Source organism: Dyadobacter chenhuakuii (genome assembly GCF_023821985.2).
GTDB classification, from domain to species: domain Bacteria; phylum Bacteroidota; class Bacteroidia; order Cytophagales; family Spirosomataceae; genus Dyadobacter; species Dyadobacter chenhuakuii.
Genome location: NZ_CP098805.1, coordinates 5,588,841 through 5,615,246 on the forward strand (window position 1 = coordinate 5,588,841; position 26,406 = coordinate 5,615,246).

Annotated in this window: 28 protein-coding genes and 1 tRNA gene; 9 read left to right on the forward strand and 20 right to left on the reverse strand. The window is 44.9% G+C overall.

Annotated features, from left to right (window positions below; genetic code table 11):
• Positions 1-204 carry a hypothetical protein gene (locus NFI80_RS23455; protein ID WP_035360193.1) on the forward strand — a complete coding sequence of 68 codons (204 nt, stop codon included), beginning with the start codon at positions 1-3 and terminating at the stop codon, positions 202-204.
• Here NFI80_RS23455 and xerD read toward each other — a convergent pair whose 3' ends face one another.
• Positions 205-1,101: a site-specific tyrosine recombinase XerD gene (xerD, locus tag NFI80_RS23460; protein ID WP_235164007.1), complete on the reverse strand. Its 897-nt coding sequence runs from the start codon at positions 1,099-1,101 to the stop codon at positions 205-207.
• A 26-nt stretch (positions 1,102-1,127) separates the two neighbouring features.
• Here xerD and aroQ point away from each other — a divergent pair, with 26 nt between their 5' ends.
• The gene (aroQ, locus tag NFI80_RS23465; RefSeq protein WP_235164008.1) at positions 1,128-1,541 is read left to right on the forward strand and encodes a type II 3-dehydroquinate dehydratase; all 414 of its coding nucleotides are present in this window, start codon (positions 1,128-1,130) and stop codon (positions 1,539-1,541) included.
• On the opposite strand, the gene NFI80_RS23470 is transcribed toward aroQ, so the two are convergent.
• On the reverse strand, positions 1,542-4,031 hold the full coding sequence (locus NFI80_RS23470; protein ID WP_235164009.1) for a M14 family zinc carboxypeptidase: 2,490 nt from the start codon (positions 4,029-4,031) through the stop codon (positions 1,542-1,544). It lies immediately after the preceding gene.
• Positions 4,032-4,290: 259 nt separating this feature from the next.
• Between NFI80_RS23470 and NFI80_RS23475 the strand changes: the two genes are divergently transcribed.
• A tRNA-Glu gene (locus NFI80_RS23475) sits at positions 4,291-4,362 on the forward strand.
• 105 nt (positions 4,363-4,467) lie between these two features.
• Here NFI80_RS23475 and NFI80_RS23480 read toward each other — a convergent pair.
• Positions 4,468-4,719 (reverse strand): hypothetical protein, encoded by a 252-nt coding sequence (locus tag NFI80_RS23480; protein ID WP_235164010.1) that lies wholly within the window; start codon positions 4,717-4,719, stop codon positions 4,468-4,470.
• Between the two features lie 111 nt (positions 4,720-4,830).
• Between NFI80_RS23480 and NFI80_RS23485 the strand changes: the two genes are divergently transcribed.
• The 3 genes from NFI80_RS23485 to NFI80_RS23495 all read left to right on the forward strand — a co-directional run bounded on the left by NFI80_RS23485 (position 4,831) and on the right by NFI80_RS23495 (position 5,879).
• The gene (locus NFI80_RS23485) at positions 4,831-5,175 is read left to right on the forward strand and encodes a helix-turn-helix domain-containing protein (protein WP_235164011.1); all 345 of its coding nucleotides are present in this window, start codon (positions 4,831-4,833) and stop codon (positions 5,173-5,175) included.
• A 106-nt stretch (positions 5,176-5,281) separates the two neighbouring features.
• Positions 5,282-5,560 (forward strand): type II toxin-antitoxin system RelE/ParE family toxin, encoded by a 279-nt coding sequence (locus NFI80_RS23490; RefSeq protein WP_235164012.1) that lies wholly within the window; start codon positions 5,282-5,284, stop codon positions 5,558-5,560.
• Positions 5,561-5,570: 10 nt separating this feature from the next.
• Complete coding sequence (locus NFI80_RS23495; RefSeq protein ID WP_235164013.1) at positions 5,571-5,879, forward strand: HigA family addiction module antitoxin; 309 nt, start codon at positions 5,571-5,573, stop codon at positions 5,877-5,879.
• 290 nt (positions 5,880-6,169) lie between these two features.
• Here NFI80_RS23495 and NFI80_RS23500 read toward each other — a convergent pair whose 3' ends face one another.
• The 3 genes from NFI80_RS23500 to NFI80_RS23510 form a co-directional block, all read right to left on the reverse strand.
• Positions 6,170-6,763 (reverse strand): hypothetical protein, encoded by a 594-nt coding sequence (locus tag NFI80_RS23500; RefSeq protein WP_235164014.1) that lies wholly within the window; start codon positions 6,761-6,763, stop codon positions 6,170-6,172.
• A gap of 27 nt (positions 6,764-6,790) precedes the next feature.
• Positions 6,791-6,988, reverse strand: coding sequence for a hypothetical protein (locus NFI80_RS23505; RefSeq protein ID WP_235164015.1), 198 nt, complete (start codon positions 6,986-6,988; stop codon positions 6,791-6,793).
• 83 nt (positions 6,989-7,071) lie between these two features.
• Positions 7,072-8,178, reverse strand: a complete 1,107-nt coding sequence (locus tag NFI80_RS23510) for an MBL fold metallo-hydrolase (protein ID WP_235164016.1) — start codon at positions 8,176-8,178, stop codon at positions 7,072-7,074.
• Between the two features lie 131 nt (positions 8,179-8,309).
• Between NFI80_RS23510 and NFI80_RS23515 the strand changes: the two genes are divergently transcribed.
• Positions 8,310-10,184, forward strand: coding sequence for a CocE/NonD family hydrolase (locus tag NFI80_RS23515; RefSeq protein WP_235164017.1), 1,875 nt, complete (start codon positions 8,310-8,312; stop codon positions 10,182-10,184).
• Between the two features lie 32 nt (positions 10,185-10,216).
• Positions 10,217-10,996 (forward strand): ThuA domain-containing protein, encoded by a 780-nt coding sequence (locus tag NFI80_RS23520; RefSeq protein ID WP_235164018.1) that lies wholly within the window; start codon positions 10,217-10,219, stop codon positions 10,994-10,996.
• 40 nt (positions 10,997-11,036) lie between these two features.
• Here the strand turns inward: NFI80_RS23520 and NFI80_RS23525 are convergent, their stop codons facing one another.
• The gene (locus NFI80_RS23525; RefSeq protein ID WP_235164019.1) at positions 11,037-12,437 is read right to left on the reverse strand and encodes a purple acid phosphatase family protein; all 1,401 of its coding nucleotides are present in this window, start codon (positions 12,435-12,437) and stop codon (positions 11,037-11,039) included.
• 56 nt (positions 12,438-12,493) lie between these two features.
• The gene (locus NFI80_RS23530; RefSeq protein ID WP_235164020.1) at positions 12,494-13,267 is read right to left on the reverse strand and encodes a Fic family protein; all 774 of its coding nucleotides are present in this window, start codon (positions 13,265-13,267) and stop codon (positions 12,494-12,496) included.
• Positions 13,268-13,389: 122 nt separating this feature from the next.
• Here NFI80_RS23530 and NFI80_RS23535 point away from each other — a divergent pair, with 122 nt between their 5' ends.
• Complete coding sequence (locus NFI80_RS23535; RefSeq protein WP_235164021.1) at positions 13,390-15,588, forward strand: B12-binding domain-containing radical SAM protein; 2,199 nt, start codon at positions 13,390-13,392, stop codon at positions 15,586-15,588.
• Positions 15,589-15,590: 2 nt separating this feature from the next.
• Here the strand turns inward: NFI80_RS23535 and nagA are convergent, their stop codons facing one another.
• The 12 genes from nagA to NFI80_RS23595 all read right to left on the reverse strand — a co-directional run bounded on the left by nagA (position 15,591) and on the right by NFI80_RS23595 (position 26,403).
• Positions 15,591-16,700 carry an N-acetylglucosamine-6-phosphate deacetylase gene (gene nagA / locus NFI80_RS23540; protein WP_235164022.1) on the reverse strand — a complete coding sequence of 370 codons (1,110 nt, stop codon included), beginning with the start codon at positions 16,698-16,700 and terminating at the stop codon, positions 15,591-15,593.
• Positions 16,701-16,758: 58 nt separating this feature from the next.
• Positions 16,759-17,319, reverse strand: coding sequence for a pentapeptide repeat-containing protein (locus NFI80_RS23545; protein ID WP_233797190.1), 561 nt, complete (start codon positions 17,317-17,319; stop codon positions 16,759-16,761).
• A 24-nt stretch (positions 17,320-17,343) separates the two neighbouring features.
• Positions 17,344-17,640 (reverse strand): thioredoxin, encoded by a 297-nt coding sequence (gene trxA, locus NFI80_RS23550; protein WP_026628332.1) that lies wholly within the window; start codon positions 17,638-17,640, stop codon positions 17,344-17,346.
• A gap of 68 nt (positions 17,641-17,708) precedes the next feature.
• Complete coding sequence (locus NFI80_RS23555; protein ID WP_235164023.1) at positions 17,709-18,758, reverse strand: acyltransferase family protein; 1,050 nt, start codon at positions 18,756-18,758, stop codon at positions 17,709-17,711.
• 64 nt (positions 18,759-18,822) lie between these two features.
• Positions 18,823-20,154 carry a hypothetical protein gene (locus tag NFI80_RS23560; RefSeq protein WP_233797188.1) on the reverse strand — a complete coding sequence of 444 codons (1,332 nt, stop codon included), beginning with the start codon at positions 20,152-20,154 and terminating at the stop codon, positions 18,823-18,825.
• Positions 20,151-21,038 carry a glycosyltransferase family 2 protein gene (locus tag NFI80_RS23565; RefSeq protein ID WP_235164024.1) on the reverse strand — a complete coding sequence of 296 codons (888 nt, stop codon included), beginning with the start codon at positions 21,036-21,038 and terminating at the stop codon, positions 20,151-20,153. Before NFI80_RS23565 ends, NFI80_RS23560 begins: the two co-directional genes overlap by 4 nt.
• 23 nt (positions 21,039-21,061) lie before the next feature.
• Positions 21,062-22,012 (reverse strand): hypothetical protein, encoded by a 951-nt coding sequence (locus tag NFI80_RS23570; RefSeq protein WP_235164025.1) that lies wholly within the window; start codon positions 22,010-22,012, stop codon positions 21,062-21,064.
• Positions 22,013-22,018: 6 nt separating this feature from the next.
• Complete coding sequence (locus NFI80_RS23575; protein WP_235164026.1) at positions 22,019-22,777, reverse strand: DUF5672 family protein; 759 nt, start codon at positions 22,775-22,777, stop codon at positions 22,019-22,021.
• A complete protein-coding gene (locus NFI80_RS23580; protein ID WP_235164027.1) occupies positions 22,777-23,760 on the reverse strand; it encodes a glycosyltransferase family protein in 984 nt (327 codons plus the stop codon). Before NFI80_RS23580 ends, NFI80_RS23575 begins: the two co-directional genes overlap by 1 nt.
• A complete protein-coding gene (locus tag NFI80_RS23585; RefSeq protein ID WP_235164028.1) occupies positions 23,757-24,980 on the reverse strand; it encodes a glycosyltransferase family 4 protein in 1,224 nt (407 codons plus the stop codon). The genes NFI80_RS23580 and NFI80_RS23585 overlap by 4 nt, the downstream gene beginning before the upstream one ends.
• Positions 24,981-25,043: 63 nt before the next feature.
• On the reverse strand, positions 25,044-25,703 hold the full coding sequence (locus tag NFI80_RS23590) for an acetyltransferase (protein WP_026628324.1): 660 nt from the start codon (positions 25,701-25,703) through the stop codon (positions 25,044-25,046).
• A 1-nt stretch (position 25,704) separates the two neighbouring features.
• Positions 25,705-26,403, reverse strand: a complete 699-nt coding sequence (locus tag NFI80_RS23595) for a WbqC family protein (protein WP_026628323.1) — start codon at positions 26,401-26,403, stop codon at positions 25,705-25,707.
• Positions 26,404-26,406 lie beyond the last annotated feature (3 nt).

The window sequence follows — 26,406 nt, forward strand, 5'->3', positions numbered from 1 at the left end:
ATGGACAAACCAAACAAGAACCGCAGCATTTTCATTGCCATAACTGTCTTTTTTATTGCGCTTTTCGTATACATTTCCTACGACATGTCGAGCCGTACAACCGCTCCCTGGAATAAGCCCAAGCAACTGAACCGCGCACTACCAGGCGCCACGCCCGACGCTGATTCGCTTTTACTGGATTCGCTGCTGGAAGAAGTGAAGTAATCAACCCCGCGGGTGAAATTCCGTAATAACCTGCCGGAGATAATCGCGATCCAGGTGCGTATAGATTTCCGTGGTCGTAATCGACTCATGCCCAAGCATTTCCTGCACTGCGCGCAAGCTCGCGCCACCTTCGATCAAATGTGTCGCAAATGAATGCCGGAATGTGTGCGGGCTCACATTTTTGTGGATTCCTGCCTTTTCCACAATGTCCTTGATCATTATAAAAATCATCACACGAGAAAGCTGACCGCCTCTTCTGTTCAGGAAAACAATGTCCTCTGCATCCTTGGCCGGTGCAATGTCATTACGGACGTGTTCGAGGTAAATCTGGGTGTATTTAATGGCTTCTTTGCCAATCGGGACCAGTCTTACCTTATCGCCTTTTCCTAAAATCCGCAGAAAGCCAATGTCGAAATAACAATGGGTCAGTTGCAAGCCAGTCAATTCTGAAACTCGCAAGCCCGAACTGTACAGCACTTCAATGATCGCCCGATTTCGCGTTCCTTCCGGCGTGGAATGATCGATGGCGGAGAGCATTGTTTCAATTTCTTCATAGGAAAGCACATCCGGCAACTTGCGCGGCAGGCGAGGGGATTCCAGCAGTTCGGTCGGGTCCTCGGTAATCTCATTTTCCAGCAAAAGATATCTGAAAAAAGCTTTAATGCCCGAAAGCATCCTCGCCTGAGAATGTGCCGCCAGGCCGAGCTCGGACAGATATTTCAGAAAATCCGCTAAATGTTCCTCCGTAATCTTCGCAGGGGGCAAATCGATTTTTGCCAATTCAAGATATTCTTCCAGTTTCTCAACATCTCGCACATAAGCCTCCACTGAATTGCCCGATAGGGAGCGTTCCAGCCGAAGATAATTTTTAAAATGTTTGATGTAGCTTTGCCACATAGAAGAACTGTTAATCTGATTATTGAATGAAAAAGATCCTGATCCTGAACGGCCCTAATTTGAATCTTTTAGGCAAACGCGAACCCGGCGTTTATGGTAACCAATCATTTGAGGATTATTTCGGAACACTGAAAGGTCTTTTTCCGGACATTGAACTGCATTATTTTCAATCCAATCACGAAGGCGCATTAATAGACAAAATCCACGAAGTCGGCTTCACATTTGACGGGATAGTGATCAATGCGGGCGGATACACACACACCTCCATCGCCCTGGCCGACGCCCTTTCCGCCGTAACCACTCCGGCCGTAGAAGTCCACATCTCCAACATCCACGCCAGAGAATCCTTCCGCCACCATAGCTATTTAACGTCGCGTTGTAAGGGGATGATTTGTGGGTTGGGGCTTCGGGGTTATGAACTGGCGGTTCGCTATTTCTAATTACCTAAACACCGCATTGCTAAACAGAATCTTCCCGCTATACAGCATGGAGCGGAAAACGGGGTCGTCCATGAGGTAAACCACGTGGCCGCGGCCCATGTCCTGCACGCCCATGACCAATGTGTTTTTGAGCTTTCCGGTCATTTTGTTGCCGACAAATCCAGCTTTGTAGCCCGTTTCGGTGAGGTAACCCACATTCCAGCCGTCTTTCAGGTAATCCATTTCATAGGCGTCGCGCACGAGGGTGAAATATTCCTTTCCGCAGCCGAATGCCAGCGGATGCGTCGTGTCCATCGTCACCTGGAACATGCTGCCCGGCGAAGTGTCGCCCGCGTCTTCTCTTTCCTGATCGCCGTATTTTTTAAATGTGTCGGAATCTTTCTTTCTGTCCGACATTTTTTTGGTCAGATTAAAACCCGATTTTCCAACAAAAACATCCGTTGCGCGCTCCATAGCAATGAGTTTTCCACCATTCCGGATCCAGTTTTGTAAAGCTTCCAGCTGTTTGTCGTTGATAATGTCACTATAACGGCCGTCAGGAAGGATCAGCACATCGATCTCATTCCAGGGCAATGTGGAAAGCCGCGAACCATTCACCATCGTCACCGGATAACCGATCTGCTGCTCGAAATAATGCCACACAGCGCCGACAGCAGTCGGACTGATGCCTTCACCCGTCACAGCAACCACCTTTGGCGCTTTAAGCGACACAATGTAATCGCTTCCAAAATCAGCGCCGCTGCTCACATAACCCGTTTGCACAGGCGTAAGCTTGACAAAGTGTTTGTTTGCAATAGAAGTGACAAGTTTATCAAATGCCAGGTTTTCATTTCCTTTTTTAGGGATAATCAATGTTCCAGCTTCAAAATTCGACTTATTCATCTCGAACGGAATATTCGAGCTTTTGACCAGAATTCCATTTTTCAGCAACTCTGCAAGAAACGCAGCGTGCTCGACCTCAGACCATTGGGCCAGATAAGCATAAGGTGAAGTCGCCGGAATCGGATTTTCAATTTTCTTTGACTGATACGCTGCCGGAGCCAGTTTTTCCTTCAATCCATAAGCTTTCAAACCATACAAATAAGCAAGTCCCCAGCTCGTAACATCGTAAGTTACAGAGTCTTCCAGCACCGGTTTGGGCTCAAAGAGAATCCTTAGCAAGTTCGATTTGGGCTGATAGGCGCTGATCAGCAAATCATTATTCTCAATTTTTACCGGCTGCTCGCTCAATGTCGTCAGCTCCGTGCCTTTTGTGGATGCAGATTTACCAGCAATGCCATAAACAAAGCCCTGGCGCGTCATCCATTCGCTGAAAGAACGAATCCGCTCTTCATTTCCTTTGGCCTTCACAATGTAGGTTTTGAAAGAACCTGCAGGCGCATTTACGGCATCTTCATGAAACTTAATCATCTCAGAAACAATGCGTTCCTTTTGTGAAAGCACCGCTTCCAACGTGGCCAGACTCGTCGCATAATGATGGGAAATGCGGCTGGCGAGCGTCAATGTATCATGTTCATCTTTGCGCTCAATGCCTAATCCGGCCCTTCCTCCGCCGCCTTGCTCATAAGTCACGCCAATTGCGCCATTGACCGTAGGCCAGGTGTCGCCATAACTTGGGTAAAAGAGATCGTAATTATATCGGGTGAAATAGGCCCAGTTGTTTTTATCAAAATATTTGCGGCAATATTCCCCGATCAAATCATTAAACTGCCTTTGCCAGGCAGTTACGTCCTTGTGAAATGGACGGGCAGCAGGAGGGAAATAGTAGCTTCTGGTGTGTCCCATTTCATGAAAATCGGCGTGGAAATGCGGCATCCATTGATTGTAAAGCGCAATGCGTTCCTTCGTTTCCTTCTGCGTTTGCCACGCCCAATCGCGGTTGAGGTCAAACAAATAGTGGTTAAAACGACCGCCGGGCCAGGGCTCGTCATGTTCCAGCCCAAATGGCGTTACATCCGGTGTCGCATTCTGCACGCGGTTATACCATTGCGAATAGCGGTCATACCCATCCGGATTAATACAAGGATCGATCATCACGACCATATTTTTCAGAAAATCCTGTGTCAGCGTATTCTGTTTATTCAGCAGCTCATAAACCACTTTCATGCTCGTATTCGCCGAAACTGACTCATTTCCATGCACATTATAACTCATCCAAACGATCGGTGGCGTGGCGGCATCCGGTTTGCCATCCAGGAGTTTAATGCTCTTTAAATGGTTTGTGCGGATCTTTTCCAGATTCGCAATGTTCTCCGGCGAGGAAATAAACGCCACCATCAGCGGCCTGCCTTCGTTGCTGCTGCCATATTGGACGATTTTCACCCGGTCCGCATTTTGCGATTGCAATAACTTAATGTAATCAACGATCTGGTGATGAAATGCGAACTTGGAGCCGAGCGGGAAACCCAGGAATTCGTCCGGCGTTTTATTTTGCGCCACTGCGAATTGGGAAAAAAGCAGCAGCAATGACCAGCAGAAACGTTTTAACATATATTGAAGGAAATGAAATGGAAAACGAGGATTCCAAAATTAGAAAGTTACCTCAATTTAACGGCATGGGATATTGAATAAAAAAAATTTTTGGATTGAATGTTCTGGAAATCAGGACAGTGTAAAATAACTTCGTTTTATTTCTCTTGTAAGTTTGGAATTTAAAAACCGGTCGTGCATCTTTGCACCACGATTTCGGAAAACGGAAACGAAAAGTGAAAGAAAGTGCTTAAAAAACGCGCGAAGTAGGAGACCAGTCGGCCCATTCGTCTAGCGGTTAGGACACGACCCTTTCACGGTTGAAACAGGGGTTCGATTCCCCTATGGGTCACATAACCGCGCGGAATGCGCTTTCAGAAACTTCAAAAACCGTCCTATTTTAGGGCGGTTTTTTTGTTGTTGTCTGGCGTTTGCTTTACCCGATTCGGAGCATTAACTAAATACGAACATTACTAATCCCCGCAATCTCCTCCAAAGCCAAAGTAACATGCTCAATCCGGTCCACATCGCCACGTCTCGGATCGGGAAGCGCCTGAGCCACTGAACGCATGTAAGCTTCACCAGTTCTCGTATCAAAAAACTGGTTGTGCTCAGCCAGCTTGTCTCTCCATTTTGGACCTGCCATCTCTTTGGCCCTACGAAAACGAATAAGTAATCGTTGCTTAATCGGTAATCTAGTTGTTTCCATTTGTATAATATGTGTAAATTGTGCTAATCAGATAATGCTACACAAATATAGTCAATTTGATGATATTATTTATCAAAATGAATATACTTATAATCAAATCAATAAATTTCCGTGATTGACAGGCTAAAAAAGCTTAGGGAAGTTTTGCAAATTAACGCAGTTCAATTTGCAAAAAAGGCTAATGTCCCGCAGGCGACCTATAACAGAATTGAAAAGGGAAGTGGAAATTTGACTGCTGATGCCGTCGCCGACATTGTAAAGGCCTTCGAGGTAAATCCTTATTGGTTATTACTAGGCGAGGGCGGTGATGAGCCGATTTTTACAAAGCAAGCCGAACTCTCAAATCAAATAACGATTACCAAAGATGAATTTATCGAATTGCAGCGGAAGGCTTTGCGGCAGGAGGATCGGATTCGCGAGTTGGAGAGGGAGGTTGCGGAGTTGAGGAAAGATTAACGATATTTACAATAACTAGACACTATATATATGATATCAAAACTACCCGAATGTTCATCAGCGCTGTTTACTTCAAGATTTTGTCTGAAAGTTTGCCAGTGTTAAGATGATCGAAAGCATTCAGCATAAGGGTTTACGTCTTCTATTTGAAGAAGATAACTCGTCAAAACTGCCTCCTCATCTTGTGGAACGAATTCGGGAAATTTTATCTTTGTTAGACGTGGCTGAAACAATTGAGCAGTTGAACGTTTCAGGATACAGGTTGCATAAATTAACCGGTGAATTCAAAGACTTCTATTCAATAAGAGTAAGCGGAAACTATCGGATCATTTTTCGGTTTGTTGATGGAAAGGTGTTTGATGTAAACTATCTTGACTATCATTAAGAGCATTCATATGTTAAAGAGAGGAATGCGCCCGTCTCATCCGGGTGCGATTTTGGCGGGGATGATAGAAGGTTTGCGCGAGGAGTCGGGCAGGGCTTTTACTATTACTGAAATTGCTGCGGGGCTAGGGATTAGCAGAAGCACGCTTTCAGCGATATTGAATCAAAAGGCGTCGGTAAGTTCAGAAATGGCAGTTAAGCTTTCGGAAGGGTTCAACACAAGTGCTGAGCTATGGTTGAACTTACAAAAAAATTACGATCTGTGGCAGGCGGAAAAAAATGTTAGCCGGGAGAATATCAGGCATTTTGTGAATGTCTAAACTGATTCGATGATTTAGCCGACGCTCGAAATCAATTTAACCTTGAAACCATAAGTGTCCGGGTCAAGATTATGGAAATCCAATAGCAATTTCTATATCTTTGCCTCCAAAGTTTCGATAGAATCAGCTTCTTCGACAATTGAATTCCCATTATATTTTATCTGTCCCCAGAGAGTGCTTGTACTGCCTTCAATGATTAAAGCAAATTGTGTTGTGTCAGATTCCTTTTCGGCATTCATCGTAAAAGTTGTGCTAGTGTATTAGAGTTTAAGATCTACTAAGGATACAATTCATCCGACCTCTTCCGGATCAAATAAATCAATCAACAAATCAGGATTTCGAACGCATAAATGAATGTGGTCATGTTCGCGAAAAGCGCTGCCGGGATAGACTGGAAAGCCTTCCTGAAAGGGTGCGCGGATCGTGTCGTATAAATTGTTAGGCTGATTTTGTTGGGATATCGCCATTGCATAGTCTATTACAACCTTGTCCAGATATCTTAAAACCTTATCATCCGGATTGCCTTTATTCCACGGATGGGGTTTGTTAATGAGTATCGAAAGACGTGCGGCTGATAAATCTGCCTGAAGATCGTCATAGGCGATTTTTAAGATAGCTTTAGCAAAAGAGTTAGAGATGTCAAAACAATGTCCAAGCTGGATTTTCGCTCCTATCACACCAGCACTGTTACCATGCATGTCTCTCGCCCAACTCTGTGCTCGCAGAAAGTCATTTTCCCAGAAATAAACCCCAGGTCCTAGCCAATCATAGCGATTAGCACTTCTATTAAATTGAGCAGAGCCGCTTAAAATTTTGCTTTTGACAGCTGCACTACAGCCATGAAAGCCGTAGACTGTGACGTTACAGTAGTGAAATGGATGCATTAATATAGTGTGTGAGTAATTTTAACCTTAGGCAGACATTTTAGTCTTTTTATTGATATGAGGCAACCCACCCCGATATTGTTCTGCCACTTCCCCTTTCTCATCCAGATAACCAATTTCTTTTAAATGGTCAATCGATGCTTGCCTGGGATCAGGAGAATTATCAATTTCCTCTCGCCTTGCCTTCACATAAGCCCTAACCTTATCAACCAATTCCTGTGTCATAATTCCAAGTGTTTACGTACAGAAACTCAATTTCAAAACATCCCACAACATTCACAACTATATTGTCCCTGCGGCAGAGCTGGTTAATCCTCCGGTTGCAGCGCGGCTTGTTTCCACCATTCGGTGAAGACATTATCCCCTTTCAAATTCACTTTCTGTCCGATCATGGGCGTTACCAGCGGCATGTTTTGTTTTTTTGCTTCGGTAGTGGCTCTTTGGATGGGTTCGTTCCAGTCGTGGAGGGCGAGGGAGAATTTGGACCAGTGGACGGGCATTAGTTTGGTGGCTTTCAGCTCGTGGGCTGCCGTTACGGTTTCTTCGGGCATCATGTGGATGTATTTCCAGGCTTCGTTGTATTGGCCGCATTCGAGTATGGCGAGGTCGAATGGACCGAATTTGTCGCCGATTCTTTTGAAATGCTGGTCATAGCCGGAGTCGCCGCCGATGAAGATTTTCATGGTTGGGGTTTGCAGTACAAAGGAGACCCAAAGTGCCTTGTTACGGCTCAGGCCGCGGCCTGAAAAGTGTCTCCCCGGCGTAATGTCAACCCGGAACCCGCCGCCCAGATCTGCGCCCTGGTTCCAATCTTTTTCAATCAGCGTGCTTGTTTTATAACCCCAACGCTCGAAATGTTCGCCTGTGCCGAGGCCCGTGATGACGGTTTTAACCTTGGCTTTCAGTTTTAATATGGTCGGATAATCCAAATGGTCCCAGTGATCGTGCGAAATCATCAGGTAATCAATGTTCGGGAAATCCTCAACATCATACACATCGGTGCCTTTAAAGCTGGGCGTTGTGAAATGGACGGGGGAGGCGCTGCCGCTGAAAACAGGGTCGACTAGGAATGTTTTGCCATCGATCTGCATGAAGTAGGAAGAATGTCCAAACCATACTAAAACGTTCTCACTTGGGTCTAAATGCAGTAAATCAGTCTTTTGGGAAGGAATGGGTGCACCCGGAATGTTGTATTTGCTTTTGCCAAAAAAGAACTTGATGAGCACTTTGGAATAACTGGAACCTTCTGCCAAATCAGGCGTGTAACTCTCATTTTGAAACTTGCCATCCTTGTAATTCGGGGATTTTTTGATCAGCTCCAAACGCGCTCCGGAGGGTTGTCGGCCAAACTGCGGCCGCTCCATAAAAATGTAACCGGCAAAGACCAGCAACGCCAGCAAAATAAATAATATCATAAGGGATTTTTTAAGAATTCGGATCATCGACGGGGGAAATGCAAATAAACGGGAAGGTAAAAAGTTTTATGTTTGACAAACACTTTCTTCTGTATTTTTGGTCACTATATTTTCATCATTAACAGCCAGCCATGCATAAACGTTTTCTGTTGCTCATTTTGCTGCTTTCCACCTGCATTTGTCAGGCTCAAAATCAGGCGGCTCCCGATACGAATTGGATCCGGGAAAATTACATTAAAACCGAGCAATACATCACCATGCGTGATGGCGTGAAGCTTTTTACGGCTATTTATGCGCCCAGGGATTCTTCCCAGGCTTACCCGATCCTTATGCAGCGGACGCCTTATTCGGTGCGGCCTTATGGCGTGAATAAATATCGCCGCAGCCTAGGCCCGAACGTTTATTTAATGCGTGAAAAATACATTTTCGTGTACCAGGATGCGCGTGGCCGTTACAAAAGCGAAGGCACCTTCCGGGAGATGACGCCTGCCATTGAGAAGAAATCGGGCAATAAGGATGTTGACGAGTCGAGCGACACATATGACACGATTGAATGGCTTTTAAAAAACACCAAAAACAATGGTAAGGTGGGTCAATCAGGCATTTCCTTCCCTGGGTTTTATTCCTCTGCCGCCTTGCCCGATGCGCACCCTGCATTGAAAGCCGTTTCTCCGCAAGCGCCTATGTCTGATGAGTTTATCGGCGATGACTGCTATCACAATGGCGCATTTTTCCTGATGGATAACTTCGGTTTTTATAGCGGTTTTGATGGTCCAAAAAGCGCGGATGGTGAAAATTATAAGTCGTTTTTCAATGCGGAATATAAGGATGCTTACAAATATTTTCTCGACTTCGGTCCTTTGAAAAAAGCCAATACAGACGCCTATTTTTCGGATCCCAACAGCATTTGGCGGCAAACGGTGGCACATCCCGTTTATGACGAATTTTGGGAAAGCAGGAACATTAAGAAGCATTTGAAAAACATTAAACCTGCTGTGCTGGTCGTTGGCGGCTGGTTTGATGCGGAGGATTTATATGGTGCCTTGAAGACTTATGCGGCCATCGAAAAGCAGACGCCGGGCAACAATAATCGCCTCGTAATGGGCCCCTGGACGCATGGCGGCTGGGCTGCGCCGCAATGGAAGTCGTTTGCGCAATATGATTTTGGCGGCGATTTGAACAAATATTTCCAGGAAGAGATTGAGACGAAGTTTTTTAATTTTTATCTTAAAGGAAAAGGCAGCTCTGATCAGCCCGAGGTGACGGTTTACGAAACGGGTTCAAATCAATGGAAAAATTATGATGTCTGGCCACCGAAGAATAGTGAGCCGACGACCTATTATTTGAATGCAAAAGGTTCACTAACAGCAGCTAAGCCAAATGCAAAAAAAGGTGAGACGGCGTATGAGAGCGATCCTGCCAACCCGGTTCCCTACACAAGCGTGACGGGCAGCCGCAGGAATAATGCATATATGGCCGAAGATCAGCGATTTGCCTCCAAACGGCCGGACGTGCTTAGCTTTCAAACAGATTCTTTGACATCAAATGTGACATTAACCGGCGAGATCATTGCCAATTTAATGGTTTCCACAACTGGCTCTGACGCGGATTTTATTGTAAAAGTGATTGATGTATGGCCCGCCAACACGTCGGTTCCTGGTGCTAAAGAGGGTGATAAGGCAGTGGATATGAGCGGTTACCAGCAAATGGTGCGGGCAGAAGTGCTTCGTGGAAAATTCCGCAACAGCTTTTCAAAACCGGAGCCTTTTACAAAAGACAAAGTGGAAAAAGTGACGGTAAAGCTCAACGAAACGGCGCACACATTTAAAAAAGGCCACCGCATTATGGTGCAGATCCAGAGCAGCTGGTTTCCGCTGGTAGACAGGAACCCACAGAAATTCCTGAACATTTTTGAAGCCAGTGAGTCGGATTTTCAAAAATCAAAAATTACGATTCACCATAACGCACAATACAGCAGCAGCATCTTATTGCCCGTCTTGAAATAAGGACGGTTTTGATTCCTAAACACCTGTAAATCATGAAAATGTTCACCGGGAAATTTCCCGCATATCTGATCGCGTGCCTGCTTTTCGTCGCATCCACGGCAGCTTTTGCACAAACGAAAAAGGAGCAGTTCAGGGTTTTAGCCATGGCTGAGCCGGGCGGACATCACATTGAATATTCGAAACGGGCGCGGATCTGGCTGGATTCATTGGCTGCCAAGGAGAATTTTACTATTGATTACATTGATAAAACAGATCCTATTAACGAGGCCTATCTTGCTAACTATCAATTAATTATTCAACTCGATTATGTTCCTTATGCCTGGAAACCGGAAGCTTCCGCGGCGTTTGAAAAATATATCAATGAAGGAAAAGGCGGCTGGATCGGGTTTCATCATGCCACATTACTTGGTGAGTTTGATGGTTATAAAATATGGCCTTGGTTTTCAGAATTTATGGGCGGCATTCGTTACAAAAATTACATTGCCGATTTTGCGGCAGGAACTGTGAATATTGAGAAGAAGAACCATCCGGTTATGAAAGACGTTCCGGCATCTTTTTTGGTTAAAAAAGAGGAGTGGTACATTTATGACAAAAGCCCGCGGCCTAATGTGGATGTGCTCGCGAGCGTTGATGAATCCACCTATTCGCCTGATTCAAAGGTCAAAATGGGCGACCATCCGGTCATTTGGTCTAATACGAAAGTGAAGGCGAAGAATGTTTACATCTTCATGGGACATTCGCCGGTTTTGTTTGAAAGTGTTGTTTATAAAACTATTTTCAAGAATGCCATTTTCTGGGCTGTCAGGAAATAGCTTCAAAATTTCGGTTAGCAAACATCAATATGCCAATTTCTCACTTCAACGCCTTTCTCTTTTTGTATTCCTGGAACCGCTCGTTGTAATGCTTCAGATCAGCCTCTTTGAATGTCTTCATATAACGCTCCGGCAGTTCCAGTCTTTCCTTCATTTGCAATGTGCCTTCTAATTCCACGAGCATATTTTTGCCCTTATCATCTTTATTCAACTCAAATGAATCGTACAGATCACCATTGACAGTGAATGCTTTAAAGGCTAATTTGGCCGAATCGATGGTGATCACCTGATATAATTGCGTGTTGGAGGCCGCGCGGTCCATCCAGTCCTGCAAACCAATGTCGTACATTTTCGGCCCGCTGACGGAAACGACGTAAATTGGTCCATCCGGTGTCTGGCGGCTTTCGCCCACGGGCATATTCAGGCCACGACCATAACTGTGATCGTGCCCTTGCAGCACGATATCGACATTGTATTTCTTATAAAGCGGCTCCATTTTCCTGCGCCAGCGGTCGTTACTGCGGCCTTGTTTGGTGGAATAAACGGGATGGTGATGCACCACAACCGTCCAGCGGTTTGGATTGGTTTTTACAACTTCCTCGAACCATTCCGCTTGCCGGTTCATCGCGCGAATGCTGTTATCAGCTTCTTCGGAGTTGAGGAAAATGAATCTGTTGTTTTGATAATCAATGAAATATGCAGTTTCGATCATTCCTTCCGGTCCATTTTCGGGCAAGGCAAATTGCGGACGCCAATGCTTGGAGACTTTCAAATCATGATCTGTGTCTTTAAAATATTCATGATTCCCAGGCGTCGAAAGGTTGGGAATCATGCCATTGATCCAGCCACCTGCCTCAAACCACTCGCCCCACTCGTGATCTTCATTGGATCGGTTGATCAAATCGCCCGCATGGATCATGAAATCCGCTTTCGGCAATGTCGAGTAAGCCCCGCGAATGGCCCGTGACCATAGCGAGCGCACTTCCGTTTGTGCATCTCCAAAATAAAGGAAGGAAACCGGCTCATTTTTATCCGAAGCCGTCGTAAAATGAAACCATTCACTCCAATTCTCCCCATCGCCAACGCGGTAAACATATTGCGTAGAAGGCTTCAAATCCGTAAAATTTACCTCATGATAATGCACGAGCTTTCCATCCAACTTAACTGCCTGAGTCAGCGCATTCACAATCTTTGCATTAGGCACAAAATCCGGTGAAGGATCCGCTTCATGAATCGCCGCAATTCCCTTCGCAACCGTCGAATCCGTCCGCCAGTTAACAGCCTGCGAAGTCGCCGGGGCACCCTTATAGCCCAGAATAACACGGTCAGGAAAAGGGGATGGAGGGTATGTTTTGCTTTTCTGGGCGAAAAGGGTGGAATTGGTGCTGATTAATATAAGTAAGAAGAATCCGGCGAATGAGCTTGAAAAAACGGCACGCATGTGAAATATGAATGGTTGAGATACTTAACTTACTGGGGGGCGACAAAATCAGGCTATTACAATTTGATTGCCTGAGGCAGCATGGATAGAAATGGCATTGCCTGACCATAATCCAGCTGATCATAGAAGACACCGAGGCGATTCAGGTTTTTATAATATTGGTCAACATGCTGATAGTAATATTTTTCAGATTGAATGAACCACGCTGTTTCTCCTAAATTTTCCGCCAAAAACCATTTCTCCAACAACCTTCCTGCTCTCCCATTCCCATCATTAGAAGGATGTATAGCAACAAAAACCATGTGAATAAATGATGCATAGTAAAACGTTTCAGCAACCGTCAACGTCTTTTGTGCAAGTAATTCAATGTCAGACCATAACTTATCCATTTCTTCCTCCACTTGCTCGAAATGCACAGCTTCAAATTGAATTTTACCAGTGTTATGCTCCATCACAAGCATATTATTTTGCCTTAAAACGCCACGCCATTGCTCAGGCAACAAATGTTCGGAAATAAGTTTGTGGCTTTCGAGAAAGTTGGCACGGGTCAATCTGTTCTCTTTGGCAAACTGATAGGCGCGAAATAAATCGTTGGGTTTTTGAGTCAACTCAGGCAAATATTCAATGTGCTGGATTTTGTGCTTGACGTAACTGTCCACTTCAAGTTGTTCCCCTTCGATCTTGGATGACGATATAACGGCAACAGAAGTGTAAAAATCAAATGCGCTTGTTGTGAAAGGCGTGTTGGTAATGGCTTCTAAATCATGATCCAGATCCGATTTATTTTGATCAAGATATTGTTGGAATAGAACATCAGATAAAATCTCCATAAGTCGTTGCGCCATTGAGGGCCGAACTTACTGAAACTATCAGGGATGCGCAACTAATCCAGGAAGGTGCGATTTTTCTTTTACAGTCGTACCTTTGCACCGCTTAATAACTAAAAGTCACCTTGCAGCAGAAAACGCTTTTTGTCACGCCGCCATTTACGCAGTTGAATACGCCTTATCCGGCTACGGCTTATCTGAAAGGGTTTTTGAACACCTTGGGTAGGGAGTCGTATCAGGCGGATCTGGGGATTGATGTGATTTTGGAGTTATTTTCTTCGAAGGGGTTAAAGACGCTTTTTGCGCAGCTCGATGATTCGGACATAGCGCTTACGGAGAATAGTTTCCGGATTTATTCGCTGAAAGATGATTATATCACCACCATTGATCCTGTCATCCGCTTTCTCAAAAACCAAAACCCAACATTAGCCCACAGCATTTGTGACCGCAGTTATTTGCCGGAAGCGGGCCGTTTTCAGCAATTGGAAGATATGGATTGGGCATTTGGGACAATGGGAATCCATGATAAGGCGCGGCATTTTGCAACATTATATCTCGAAGATCTCGGCGATCTGATCCAGGAGGCTATTGATCCGCATTTTGGTTTCAGCCGATATGCAGAGCGGTTAGGGAGGTCTGCAACGAGTTTTGATGAAATGGAAGCGGCGTTGGAATCGCCGGATACGCTGTTGTCCAGGACCTTAACCGATGTTTTGGAACAGAAAATACAAAAATACCAGCCTGACATGGTCTGCATTTCTGTGCCTTTTCCGGGAAACTTATACGGTGGTTTTAAATGTGGGCAATATTTAAAAAAGCATTATCCCAACATTAAAATCGTTATGGGCGGCGGCTTTCCGAACACGGAACTGCGCACATTGAAAGAACCCCGGGTTTTTAACTACATCGATTTTATATGTCTTGATGACGGTGAAGCGCCTTTGCTTTCGCTGCTGGAATATCTGGATGGTGAAAGGGAAATTTCGCAGCTGAAACGTGTTTATTCGCGCGTCGATGGCGTGGTCGTTTATCATAATGGCGCGAAGGAAAAGGATGTGCCGCAGCGCGATACGGGCACGCCGGATTACAGCGATCTGCCTCTGCACGATTACTTGTCGGTGATTGAAATTGTTAATCCCATGCACAGGCTTTGGAGCGATGGGCGCTGGAACAAGCTGACATTAGCGCATGGTTGTTACTGGGGCAAATGCTCGTTTTGCGACATATCACTCGATTACATCAGACGTTACGAACCCATGACGGCCGCTTTACTCTGCGATCGGATCGAAGAGATCATTGCGCAAACGCAGCAAAATGGCTTTCATTTTGTAGACGAAGCCGCGCCGCCGGCATTGCTGCGGGATCTGGCCCTGGAAATTATAAGACGGAAACTCACCGTTGTCTGGTGGACGAACATTCGCTTTGAAAAGAACTTTACCCACGACCTTTGTCTGCTGTTAAAAGCTTCGGGCTGCATTGCGATTTCCGGCGGGCTTGAAGTGGCTTCTGACCGGCTTTTGGAGCGCATGAAGAAGGGCGTGACCGTTGCGCAGGTTGCGCGCGTGGCGGATGCGTTTACGCAGGCGGGGATTATGGTGCATGCATATTTAATGTATGGTTTTCCGACGCAAACGGCGCAGGAAACAATTGATTCGCTTGAAATGGTGCGGCAGTTGTTTCAGGCGGGCATCGTGCAATCAGGCTTTTGGCATCGGTTTGCGATGACGGCGCATAGTCCTGTGGGACTGCACCCGGAGGAATTTGATGTGATGCGGATCGGGCCGAATGTTGGTGATTTCGCGAATAATGACCTGGAACACGATGATCCTTCGGGCGCGAACCACGATTTATTTGGCGAGGGTTTGCGGAAATCGCTGTTCAATTATATGCACGGCGTCTGCCTCGATTTTCCACATTCCCGGTGGTTCGATTTCAAAGTGCCGCCTACTTCCATTCCGCCCAATTACATTGAAAAAAGCATTAGTGAGCTGCCTGACCTGGGAACCAGGCCCAATGCCGTAGTTACCTGGCTGGGAAGCCTGCCTGAAATGTCTGTTTTTGAGGAGAAAAAAGGCAAAAAGGTCTACGAGATCGCTGAATTGGTTTTCTATAATAAGAAAAAAGAATGGGCCGTTGAGACTGATGTGGCGATAGGAGAGTGGCTGGTGGAAATGATGCCTAAGCTGCTGTCTTCCAATGCCGAAGCTTACCCATTGGAGCGATTGAGAAATGATTTCGAAGCCGCCGGACTGGGCAGCTTCGAGGAATTTATGATTTCCATGACCTGGACGCAGCTTCGCGCCGGTGGCATGCTGGTTTTGTAACATTACATTTTCAAAACCGAGAAATTTTCGAGGTTGTTGTCAAATGTTGTGAATGTTGCGGGGTAACCGATGGCAATGCTGCCAATCTGCTTTTCCAATCCCAATGCACGCGCTGGCCTGATTGTGGCCATTTCAATTGCTTCCTGCAAGGGGATTCCAATCACATTCACTGCATTACGGACTGCATCCGGCAGTGAAATGGTGGCTCCTGCCAGGTTACCGTCCGAATTTGTATAGCGACCATCTTTCAAATAGGCATCAAATTCACCCCACTTGAATTCGGTCACTTTTTCTCCCAGAAACAATGCGTCCGAAATCAGGAACAGCTTGTCTTTCTTGATCTTATACGCTACACTCGCCGCGCCGAAATCGCAATGCACGCCATCGATGATTAATGGGGCGTATACATTCTCGTTGTCAAATGTGGCGCCTACCAAGCCAGGTGCCCGGTGACCGAATGCTGACATCGCATTGTATAAATGTGTTACCAACTGAATCCCCTGGTTAAATGCAGCCGTAGCTTCGTCATAAGTGGCATTGGAATGGCCCGCAGAAACGGTTATGCCGGATTCAAGCAACATTTGGATCTGATCTGTCGTGAACATTTCAGGCGCGATCGTGATGAGCTTGATAATGTCCTTTCCGTGGGTGATAATCTCCTGTAAATCAGCGTCGGTAGGTTTGCGAACATAGCCTGCCAAATGCGCGCCGCGTTTGATTGGATTCAGGAACGGGCCTTCCAAATGCATGCCCAAAACGCCGGAATTCGGGTTTCTAGCGATGTAATTTCTGGTGGCTTCAATTCCTTTTAAAATATTATCCTGAGGCGATGTGATGAGCGTTGGCAGGACATAGGCCGTTCCGGTTTTGACGCTGGCTTGGTAAATGTCGTCAATCGTCTCTTCGTCAGCGCGTTCGGTGAAATAGAATTTTTCCCCGCCGTTAATGTGACTGTCGAAAAGGCCGGGTGCCAGGTTGGCGACGCGTGTGACGGTCGGGTCTGGTTCTGCGTATTCCATGCCGGCAATCTGGCCGTCGAGGACTTGTATAAGCTGGTTTCTTAGAATTTCCTGGCCGGTGTAAACGGTTTCGGCAAACAGTTGAAGTGACATAATGTTAAGGGTCATTTTGAGCCGTCAAGAAACAAAAAATGCTCAGGCGGTCAAAATGCTACTTAATAATAATGTCAAATTTGGTAAGCAAGCCAGCCAGATCGGAGGAAAGGAACTTGGCTTTGCGAATGTTGTTGCTGGTTGGGTCAATTGTAAAATTCTTGCTGCTCGAAAAGTCGACGCCTGCCAGATTGGTGTTGGCAAAAACAGCGTCCCAGAAGTCGCAATTATGGAATTTTGATTTTGAAAGGTCAGCTTGCGTGAAATCTGCACCGTGGATTTTGCAATTGCTGAACGCGGATTTGTTCAATTTCTTTTGTTCAAAAATCGCATAATCCAGGATGCAGCTTTCAAATTTAGCTGCAAAGGCAAAATCTTTGGATTCTGAAAAATTGATTCCCAACAACTTGCAGTTAATAAATTCAATGTCAGAGATTTTGCAGTTTTTAACGCCTGCATTGCTCATATTGCAATCCTGAAAAACGCAATCAATAAAGTCTATGCCTGAAAGATCGGAGAATGTGCAGTTGAGGAATTTGACTTGTTCATAACTGGTTTCAGTTAATTCTTCAATGCTGAAATCTTTGTTTTCAATGACTTCTAAATTACTGCCTCTCAAAATCTTGCGGAGTTGGGTTAATAACTAAATGTATTTCTGGATAATGGATTTCAGCTGGTCTGCCTGAACAACGCCCGATTGTCTCCACATGGGTTTGCCATGTTTGAAAACGATCAATGTAGGAACGCCCTGGATTTTGTAAGCATTAGCGGCTGATTTGTTCTTATCAACGTCCACTTTAATGATCGTTGCGGAATCGCCGAGTTCTGATTTCACCTTTTCTAAAATCGGCTTCATCATTTTACAAGGTCCGCACCATTCGGCTGAAAAATCGACTAATACAGGCTTGTTACCTTGGATAAGTTCTGAAAATGTGGCCATGATTTCTGCTTTGGTTTGTTAGAATAACCATTCAATAGCATGAAAGGTTTACCTGCCGTCATCAATTTTCATTCCAGGATTTTCTTCAAAAGTTTCCCAGCCCTTTTCTCGATAAATTCATATGTAAAGTGAGAATAAAGGATCGTCAGGGAAATAGAGGTCACTAGTGAAATGGCGATCATGCCCTCATTAACGGGCGATTTCAGTGCCCGAAAAAGAACCACATTCACGAGAATTAGTACAATGGCGTGGTTGAGATAAATGGAATAGGATATTTTACCCAAATACTGAAATGGCTCACTTTTAAGCACTTGCGTAACAACGCCTTTGGAGCTCGCGAAAATAATGATCCCGACTGCGAATATGAAAGGAAAAACAAGCTTCCATAAATTCAGCTCCCAGTGATGTACCAAATACATGGCAGCAATAAGGAAGATCAGGAAGGGGATTTCGAACGCAGACAGGCTGAATGTTCGCTTACTAAGCAACAGATTTGTAAAGATGCCCAGCGAAAAACACAGCAATCCCCGGACAAAGCCATAGTCGTAAGCCAGCAAATATTCACCTTTTGAAATAATAAAAAGGCCCGAAAGCAAGGCGATTACGGCAAAGGAGATGTATTTTATTTTTGGTAACAACAGAATAACCAGCCCAAAGACCGCATAGGAGATCATTTCAGACGATATGGACCAGGCGGGATAATTATTGCTGACCCAGGAGCCGAAAACAGGTGCGGAACCCATGAAAGTAAGGGTGTCAAAGGCCGTATAAGCGTAATAGCGCAAGCCAAGTTCGCCCACATTTTTCATTGGGCTGTTTTCGCCGATCAGACTCGCGATTATAAAAATGATTTCTGTATAAAACAGCAGCGGGAAGAGCCTTATAAATCGCTTTTTCAGGAATGTGCCAAAGTCTCTGGCATTGCTGATCCTGTTCACGTAATTCATCGCAATCACGAAACCGCTTAATACAAAGAAAAAGTCTACAAAAAGGCTGGAATTGATGACAAAAAAGTTGTTGTAAAAAACCGATTCCTTGAACGCATTATGATGGTGTGCGATTACGAGAATAGAAAAAATGCCTCTTAATCCATCTAATTGTTCAACGCGGTCTCTCATGAGCAGGGTTTCTCGTTACATGGCTATGAAAAAGCAGCATGACGATTTATTGTAAAAAAGGGAATTAGCTGGTAACCGTTGTAAGTTGGGCTGCAACCGGCCTTCTGGAAATACTGTCGAGATATTTGATTCCCAAAAAACGGATCATGACCAGGTAAGGAAACCAGAATGCAATGTCGAAAGGCCTCCCGCCGGTGAACAGCAGCACCATTAAAGACAGAAAGAAATAGGCCAGGAATGTTGTTAGCGGATTGGTATATCTCTTGATTTCGCGCATGGCGTAAATGAACAGGAAGAAATTGAATCCTGCGAAAAATACAAACCCGAAAATCCCATGACTAACCCAGGATTCAAGAAGCGGAATATCCAGGTAATCCGATTTAAAGCCCCGGCCGAGGAAAACATCCCAGGAAAAGAATGTCTCTGTAAACTCAGCAAAACCGCCTACGCGCCCCATTGCGGAAGCATCCGTATCAGCTGTATCCGTAATCCGGACCCCGGTTGAAGTAAAAATTACGTCCATAATCCTATTTTGGAACATGTCCCAATAACCCAGGAGCATATCCAGAATGTTGCCGTAGCGGATTAAAAAATACCTGAGCCCGATCAATATCAAAATGATGAAGGCCATATTCCGCAGTTTAAAGGCACTTCCTATAGCAGTAAACACATTGGAAATCTTGAAATGCAAAACAAAATAAGCGCCTATCATCAGCCCGACAGCCAGATAGCTGGATTTGGCGAGTGAAATAACAATAACACCAAGGCCAAACAGGACCGAAAAGAATAGAAATAATTTCGTAATGATCCCCGGTGTCCGGTTCAGCATGACCATCCCGGTTAACATGCAAATGATGCCATTTCGGGCTGTAATGTGCGGATTCCCACCGGGTTGCGCTCCTTCATTGGCGAAATTTACCGCAGCACGCATTCCCGGCGTCCAGTTGGGGTCCGTCAAAATGGAGTAGACAAGGGTTATATTGGTAAATAATGACATCAGAAACAGGATCATCACCAACGTTTCCTTGACATCATTGGGAACGTGCAGCAGCAGAACGAGAAAGCCGAAAATGAACACGTAGTTACCAATATCCGCAACCGCTTTCCCCTGTTTATTAATAAAAAAGAAATAATATAATGTAAGCAGCAGGAAGCCAAGACCGAGATTGAACAATATCACATTTGGCTTGTAAAGTCTTTTGAATAGGTGCATAGGCACCATCATCGTGAGCGCCAATGAAAAGAAAATGGCGGTGAAAACGCTACTTGCCGGCCCGATTCCCAGTGTATCGCGGATAAAAAATATCAGCGGAAAACCGTTGAACATCATCGCGATGCCAACGGAATATCTGAGATTATTAAAGTTTGTGGCTATGTTTAGTAGACTCCAATTCATCTGGAAAATCTGAAACGGATATATTGTAAATCTAATCGCACCGCGAAATAGAGAATTTTACGAACTCGGCACCAAAGATACCTTATTTTGTTGAGAGCTGCTGAACCGTTCGTTGAAATGTACAATTTCTGAATTTTGGCGTGTTCCTCTTTTCCGACAGATGCGATCGTAGATGACTTTGCATCAGGGTGCACGCGCAATGCCCCGCCTAAGCCTTCCACTTTCCGCACTTTTGTCGATTTCTGGTATGTGTAACGCGTGATAAATTCATAGTCGAAGGCAAACCGGTAAGATTCATCGAATTTGCCGTATTTTTCTACCAATGCCCGTTTGAAAAATAGCGTTTGGTTATGAATCTGCATTCCTTCCAAAATCTGACATTCAAAGCTGTATGACGTTGTTTTCAGGATTTCTGTCACTTCATCATCCGGGGTGATCATATACAGGTCACCATAAATGATATCGTCTTCCTGGCTCTTGGCCGCTTTTCCAAAACGAGCAAACGTGTCCGGAAAATATACATCGTCCGAATTTTGGAAGCCAATGTAGTCTCCCGTTGCTCTTTCCAGCGCTTTGTTGATCGCGTGCACCTGCCCTCTGTCCTTTTCAGAAACCCACCAGGAGACATATTTTTCGTATTTCCTGATCACTTCTAAGCTGTGATCCGTGGAGCCTCCATCTACGATAATGTATTCGAGGTTAGGATAATTTTGGTTTAAAACACTCAGAATCGTCCTTTCCAGATAATCGGCCTGGTTGTAGGAAGGCGTAATGATGGTGAGTTTGGGATAATCCTGCTGATCAGCCGTGTTCTGAGTGCCGTTGATTTTCAGTTCAGATAGAAAACTCCGCAAGTCCTGCGTCATTTTTTTTAGGAAGTGCATATAGTCCTGGTTCGGCTGGTTAATTAAAACTGGTCAATGAATGCAGTAATTGATTTCAATTTTGCTGCAATGTTATTTCTTAAAATCCTGTTCTCCCTGATTTTTGCGGGCTTGCCAAAGCCAGGCATGCGATCGGCAGGAAGTGAATGCTTATACTTGGTCAGCGTTTTCTTGTAGTTATCAAATAACACGTGAAATGCTCTGTTTGAAGACATTAGGCCAATATGATTTGACCACACGGGATCAAAATAGTCTAGTCCTGCAAAATCAAGGGAGATTAACGGCTCTCCTTCAATGTAATAATCTCCGTTTTTGTTTTGAAGCTCGTGATTAAGGATCGAATGCAGTCCGTAATGCCAGCCCGGATGCGCAATCTGAGTTGTTTCAGGAATCCATACCAAGGTATAATTAAGCCACAATTGATCCATATTCTTTCCGTTGCAGAGATCGAACTCAGCCCGGTCGATGGTCCTTTCGGCCCACCAGCGAAGCAATTTCGTTGTTTGCTCACCAACTTTCAACATCCAGCTGCCCGAATGGAACATGCCAATGTTCAAAATCCGCTTGTCATCCAGCAACTTCGAAGGCGCAAGCGGCTTCCGAATGTTCGGGGTCAGGTGAATTTCCGAGGAGTCATTTAACACTTCCCCGAACGGCTTAACCAACAGGACAGTCGGCGCCAGGAAAATAAGGTTTTTGCATTCGCTATGCAGCCGCAGCAGTGCTAATGCGAACCATGGACGGCAGGCTGCGAGTAATTCAAAATGATAATATTTGGCATTCATACTTTCCCAGGCTGGGATTTCTGCTTGCTCAATGGTCAGTAATTTAACATGCGGAGGAACTTGTACGGGCACATTATCGACCCAGGCTAAGTAAAAAGTATGGTTCGGCTGGTGAAGCAGAACCGAATCCGCCAAAGCAAGCGCATGGGCAAGGTTGATTCTGTTACAAACCGTATAAATAATATTCATGTGCAATTAATCCGCTTCCGGCAATGATTTGAAATAAGGCAAATGATGAATATTTTCCTTCAAAATGCCGGTTAATGCAAAAGGTAACGTTTTGTTTAAATTGATATTGGCTGCGTCCACCGCAAAATGATTCCGAACGATGGGCGTAGGCTTCCTTAAATGTGGCCAGAAACGGTTTGCTTCCAGGTCCCAGAAGACAGAATCGGCGTGCAGGAAATTGTCGCTGTGCCGATACGTGTAAACCTCTTTTTGCTTTGATTTGATCGTACTGATCATGCGTTCAATCCGGCAAAGATAAATCCCATTGTTCGCATATGCTTGACCAAACAGTCGTTTTTCGTCTTCTTTCAATCCGGAAATCCGGGAAACGACTCCTGCCAGCCTTTTGATATTGTCGTCTTCGAGTGGTCCGGCTTTTAAATAATCATAACCTTGTTTGCACCAGTAATAGAGCTCGTCGCGCACAACCCAGCTGTTCAGTTCGTGGATCAGCAAAAAGTCGCACCAGCTGAAACGGTCGTAAAAATCTTCCATTAAGAGCAATCCCGCGAGGGCAGATCTGGACTGGAAGTATTTTTTCGGAAAATAAATAACGTCTATATCTTCATTGTGCTCCTTCACGATGGATAGATCGGCGCCTTCAAAAGTGATAAAAATGACCGGATATTTATCGAGCGTGTTGAGGCAGTGATGCAAAAGCCGCTCTTCTGTGGGATTGATCTGCGGATCCAAAATGGGCACAATAACGGATACAAGCTCTTTCATCAGATTGTTTCCAGCTGATCAATGACATAATTAATAGGCATTTTCAGCAATTTGCGTACCCGCTGATAGCGACGGACCGGCGTTGGCTTAATGTAAGCGCAATGAAACTGGCGGTAATAAGCATTACCATTGGTCAGTAGGCTGTTACGGTATAAATCAAACAATGCCGTAAGATCAGGGCGGGCCGATAATTCGAAGCGATCCTGATATTTGGACAAAACAGCCGGCTTCTGAGGATCATAACCGCTGTAATGAAAGAAAATTAACGGATTGGTCTCATTAACGAAGAACGTGCCATCGGATTCCGAAAATATTCTTTCGTGCAGGTTCCAGTATGCTGCATTATAGCCCGGGTTTCGTTCCAAATGTGTGTCAGGAACAAAAACGGGCAGAAAGTTCATCCAGTTTTGGTCTACAAAAAGACCATTACAAAGATCAATAAGGCATTCGTAACGCAACTTTTCTTCCCACCAATTGATGAATGCTGTGATTTCGGGCGACCTGCTGAAAGCCACAAAACCCAGGTTATAAACACCCGTATTCAAGTGGTGAAGCTCGTTGGGCGTAAGCTGGTCTTCGATGGGCGTGTTAATGTGTGGAGTCAAAACCGCTTTGTGAGCGGATAGTGAGGACAGCAGCTCCGTCAATGGTTGAAATACAATAATGTCCGGATCGAAATAAATGACATTATGTGCTTCGGGATAATGTTTGAAAAAATAAGTAAAGTAGAAAGGCTTTACCGCTGTATTAAGCTCGGTAATGTTATATCTGTCAGCCATTTCCTGAAAATCCCGGATCTCGATCTTGTCGATTTCGATCATTGGAAAATCGGTATTGTATCCTTTTTCAAAAACAACACCTTTCAGGGAATCGACCAGCCCGATGAAGAAAAGGACGTCGGGATTGGTGGATTTAAGTGAATCGCCTAATGTCCTGGCCTGCGCTAAATAATTGATGGAGCAAATTGTGAAGGCAATTGTCATTGATTTTGCTTTTCCGAAACCGGTAAGGGTAAATATTTTTGAATGATGGCTTCGACGCTCGCAACACTTTTGTCCGTATTATGCCGCTCCAATACTTTTTTCCTGCCAACGCGACCCAGCGTTTCGCGAAGTGAAGGATCGAGCGCCAATTGAATGATTGCCTCAGATGCAGCAGATATATCCATATAAGGAACTACGAATCCTGCGTCCGATTCGATCAGTTCGGGTGCGCCGCCGGCATCTTCGAAACACACCACCGGAATTTCCTGTAAAGCGGCTTCCAGAACGACAAGCGGATAGGGATCTTCCCGTGAGCTCAGCAGCAATACATCAAACCGGTTGATATAGTCCAGCGCGCGCGGCGTAGGCGGAATGAGGATAATCCTGTCGCTCAGCCCCATAAGACGAATATCGCTTTCAATCAGCTCGTAAATTTCGTGCTGGGGACCTGCGCCAACCCATACGAAATAAACGGGCAGAGGACTTGTTTTATGAATAACGCGCTTTGCGATCCAGTTGAAAATGTCATTTCCCTTGCGCCATTCTGCATTTCCACATCCACCGATCACAATGGCATCTTTTGGAACATTATAGGTTTTTTCAAGAATGTCGCGCTGCACAGATTGCAGTTTCCGGTCAATGTGCTCGTGATCGATTAAAGTGAACGTGCTGACCTGACTTTCCGGGTAATTGTACTTTCCAATATAGTAATTGGCCACTGCATGTGAAACCGCAATGAGGTGTCCGGTTTTTTTCAGCATGAAAGTCAGTTGCTTTTCATGCGAATAAAGCTTTACAGCCATGCCGAGCTCATGCACGAATGTCACAAGCGGCAAATGGTGCAGGAATTTCAGAAAATCGCAGTAGACCGCAGAATTGGCGATTGAATTAACAAAAACCAGCCCTATGTTCTGGTGCGAGAGCTCGGCAGCAATTCTTTCGTTAATTTTTTGGGCTGAATGCTGCTGGTAATATTTGTATAAAGGGACTTTTTTGAGCAGTTTCCCGGTAAGCGGGGTGGTGGTTACATTGATATTCTGATACAGGCGCGTAATGCTTACAACTGCCTCAAACTCTTTTTCCAGCTCTCCGCCACTGCAAAGCAACAAATGCATGGGAACGCCCCGTTCTTTCAATAGCCTGAGCAGTTGCAACAGCAATAACTGGCTTCCTGCCCGATTGGCATCATGACTCACAAATAAGATTTTCTTCTGCTCCATTGCCCAGTAAATTACTGTCTCAAATTCGGTTTACCCGATTACATTCCTCTCCCGGATAGGCGCTTAATAAGCCTCAAAACTTTTCTTGCCCGGCACTTTTTTCGCAGGGTTACCAATGTAAATACCCCATTCTTCGGTTTCGCGGGTGATGGCAGAAGCCATACCCACCAAAGTTCCCTGGGCGATCGTTGTATAGTCACGAATTGTGCTGTTGACGCCAAAGAAAGAATAGGACTCCACCACGCAATGGCCCGAAAGCACTACATGGGAAGTGAAAAATACGTGGTCTTTGATCTGGCCATGGTGACCGATATGATTTCCGCTCCACATCACCACGTTATTTCCAACCGTCGTAAAAGGTTGAATGGTGTTGTCTTCCAGGATAAAGCAGTTATCGCCGATAACGCTCCTGTCGAAGATGGTGGCGTGGGAGCTTATATATGAGATGAATTGGTAGCCTTTTGATTTTGCTTCGTTGTAAATCCCTTCCCGGTTCCGGTTCATATTTCTGCCGGTCATAGGGGCGAAAAACGCGTAGTCAGAAGGAGGGAAAAGGGTGGCGACGTCTTCAAAGGCCACAACAGGCAGTCCTTTAAAAGATTCATCCTGAATGTATTCCCTGTGGATAGTGAAAGCGACTATTTCGTGTTCTGAGTCGTGCGTCAGATAATAGTGTGCCAGTTCTGCTGTGTCGAGTATTCCAAAAACGATAACCTTAGCCATCTTAAATCAGTTCGTAAGCCTTTAAATGTTCCTTAATGTCCGCCGGGTCGTTAAACATCAGGATATCTATAATTGACAGCCAAGGTACGAAAGCATTTTTAAATTGGGGATAAGGGCTCGAAACACTTTTAATGAAGTCAAGTTTTATCCCTTCCTTTTCAAATTTTGCTTTGTCATACAATTCCATTCCTCCAATCGGATTAATGTAATGGCTGGCATTTTCCTGCTTACAGATATCCAGAATCCTATCCTGACCTTTCAAATGTGTGTTCTGGTATATCGTGGACGAGGGGACAATCTCCGTCGTGATTTCCATATACTCACAGGTTCTTTTCAGGGCCTGAAAAGTTAGTTCATATATGGTTTGAACATCTAAATTTACAATTTCTTCTATCAGAACAAAAACCTTCTGATAATTGGGGGCTTTTTGATACGATTGCTGAATGGTTTTCAGAAACTTCTTCTGCCAGGGCTCACTTCTTGAAAGTTCGACCTCATTGATCAGCTTATTCTGGCTTGCATCTTTCAGTGGAATTGTAAAAAGATGCGGCTTGGAGGACACCAACACATTATTTCTATTGATCCAGCCTTTGTTAATGAAATTCACATCATCATAAATAATGAATTTATCAACGGCGTTGATCAGCTGAAAATAGCCTATATATGGAAATATATAGGGCTGCATAATGGCGATGGTCATGGA

Bases quoted from the DNA above. Each gene is read 5' to 3' on its own strand.
- NFI80_RS23455 (WP_035360193.1), top strand. From the start codon at position 1: ATGGACAAACCAAACAAGAACCGCAGCATTTTCATTGCCATAACTGTC.
- xerD (WP_235164007.1), bottom strand. From the start codon at position 1,101: ATGTGGCAAAGCTACATCAAACATTTTAAAAATTATCTTCGGCTGGAA.
- aroQ (WP_235164008.1), top strand. From the start codon at position 1,128: ATGAAAAAGATCCTGATCCTGAACGGCCCTAATTTGAATCTTTTAGGC.
- NFI80_RS23470 (WP_235164009.1), bottom strand. From the start codon at position 4,031: ATGTTAAAACGTTTCTGCTGGTCATTGCTGCTGCTTTTTTCCCAATTC.
- NFI80_RS23480 (WP_235164010.1), bottom strand. From the start codon at position 4,719: ATGGAAACAACTAGATTACCGATTAAGCAACGATTACTTATTCGTTTT.
- NFI80_RS23490 (WP_235164012.1), top strand. From the start codon at position 5,282: ATGATCGAAAGCATTCAGCATAAGGGTTTACGTCTTCTATTTGAAGAA.
- NFI80_RS23495 (WP_235164013.1), top strand. From the start codon at position 5,571: ATGTTAAAGAGAGGAATGCGCCCGTCTCATCCGGGTGCGATTTTGGCG.
- NFI80_RS23500 (WP_235164014.1), bottom strand. From the start codon at position 6,763: ATGCATCCATTTCACTACTGTAACGTCACAGTCTACGGCTTTCATGGC.
- NFI80_RS23505 (WP_235164015.1), bottom strand. From the start codon at position 6,988: ATGACACAGGAATTGGTTGATAAGGTTAGGGCTTATGTGAAGGCAAGG.
- NFI80_RS23510 (WP_235164016.1), bottom strand. From the start codon at position 8,178: ATGATATTATTTATTTTGCTGGCGTTGCTGGTCTTTGCCGGTTACATT.
- NFI80_RS23515 (WP_235164017.1), top strand. From the start codon at position 8,310: ATGCATAAACGTTTTCTGTTGCTCATTTTGCTGCTTTCCACCTGCATT.
- NFI80_RS23520 (WP_235164018.1), top strand. From the start codon at position 10,217: ATGAAAATGTTCACCGGGAAATTTCCCGCATATCTGATCGCGTGCCTG.
- NFI80_RS23525 (WP_235164019.1), bottom strand. From the start codon at position 12,437: ATGCGTGCCGTTTTTTCAAGCTCATTCGCCGGATTCTTCTTACTTATA.
- NFI80_RS23530 (WP_235164020.1), bottom strand. From the start codon at position 13,267: ATGGAGATTTTATCTGATGTTCTATTCCAACAATATCTTGATCAAAAT.
- nagA (WP_235164022.1), bottom strand. From the start codon at position 16,700: ATGTCACTTCAACTGTTTGCCGAAACCGTTTACACCGGCCAGGAAATT.
- trxA (WP_026628332.1), bottom strand. From the start codon at position 17,640: ATGGCCACATTTTCAGAACTTATCCAAGGTAACAAGCCTGTATTAGTC.
- NFI80_RS23555 (WP_235164023.1), bottom strand. From the start codon at position 18,758: ATGAGAGACCGCGTTGAACAATTAGATGGATTAAGAGGCATTTTTTCT.
- NFI80_RS23560 (WP_233797188.1), bottom strand. From the start codon at position 20,154: ATGAATTGGAGTCTACTAAACATAGCCACAAACTTTAATAATCTCAGA.
- NFI80_RS23565 (WP_235164024.1), bottom strand. From the start codon at position 21,038: ATGCACTTCCTAAAAAAAATGACGCAGGACTTGCGGAGTTTTCTATCT.
- NFI80_RS23570 (WP_235164025.1), bottom strand. From the start codon at position 22,012: ATGAATATTATTTATACGGTTTGTAACAGAATCAACCTTGCCCATGCG.
- NFI80_RS23575 (WP_235164026.1), bottom strand. From the start codon at position 22,777: ATGAAAGAGCTTGTATCCGTTATTGTGCCCATTTTGGATCCGCAGATC.
- NFI80_RS23580 (WP_235164027.1), bottom strand. From the start codon at position 23,760: ATGACAATTGCCTTCACAATTTGCTCCATCAATTATTTAGCGCAGGCC.
- NFI80_RS23585 (WP_235164028.1), bottom strand. From the start codon at position 24,980: ATGGAGCAGAAGAAAATCTTATTTGTGAGTCATGATGCCAATCGGGCA.
- NFI80_RS23590 (WP_026628324.1), bottom strand. From the start codon at position 25,703: ATGGCTAAGGTTATCGTTTTTGGAATACTCGACACAGCAGAACTGGCA.
- NFI80_RS23595 (WP_026628323.1), bottom strand. From the start codon at position 26,403: ATGACCATCGCCATTATGCAGCCCTATATATTTCCATATATAGGCTAT.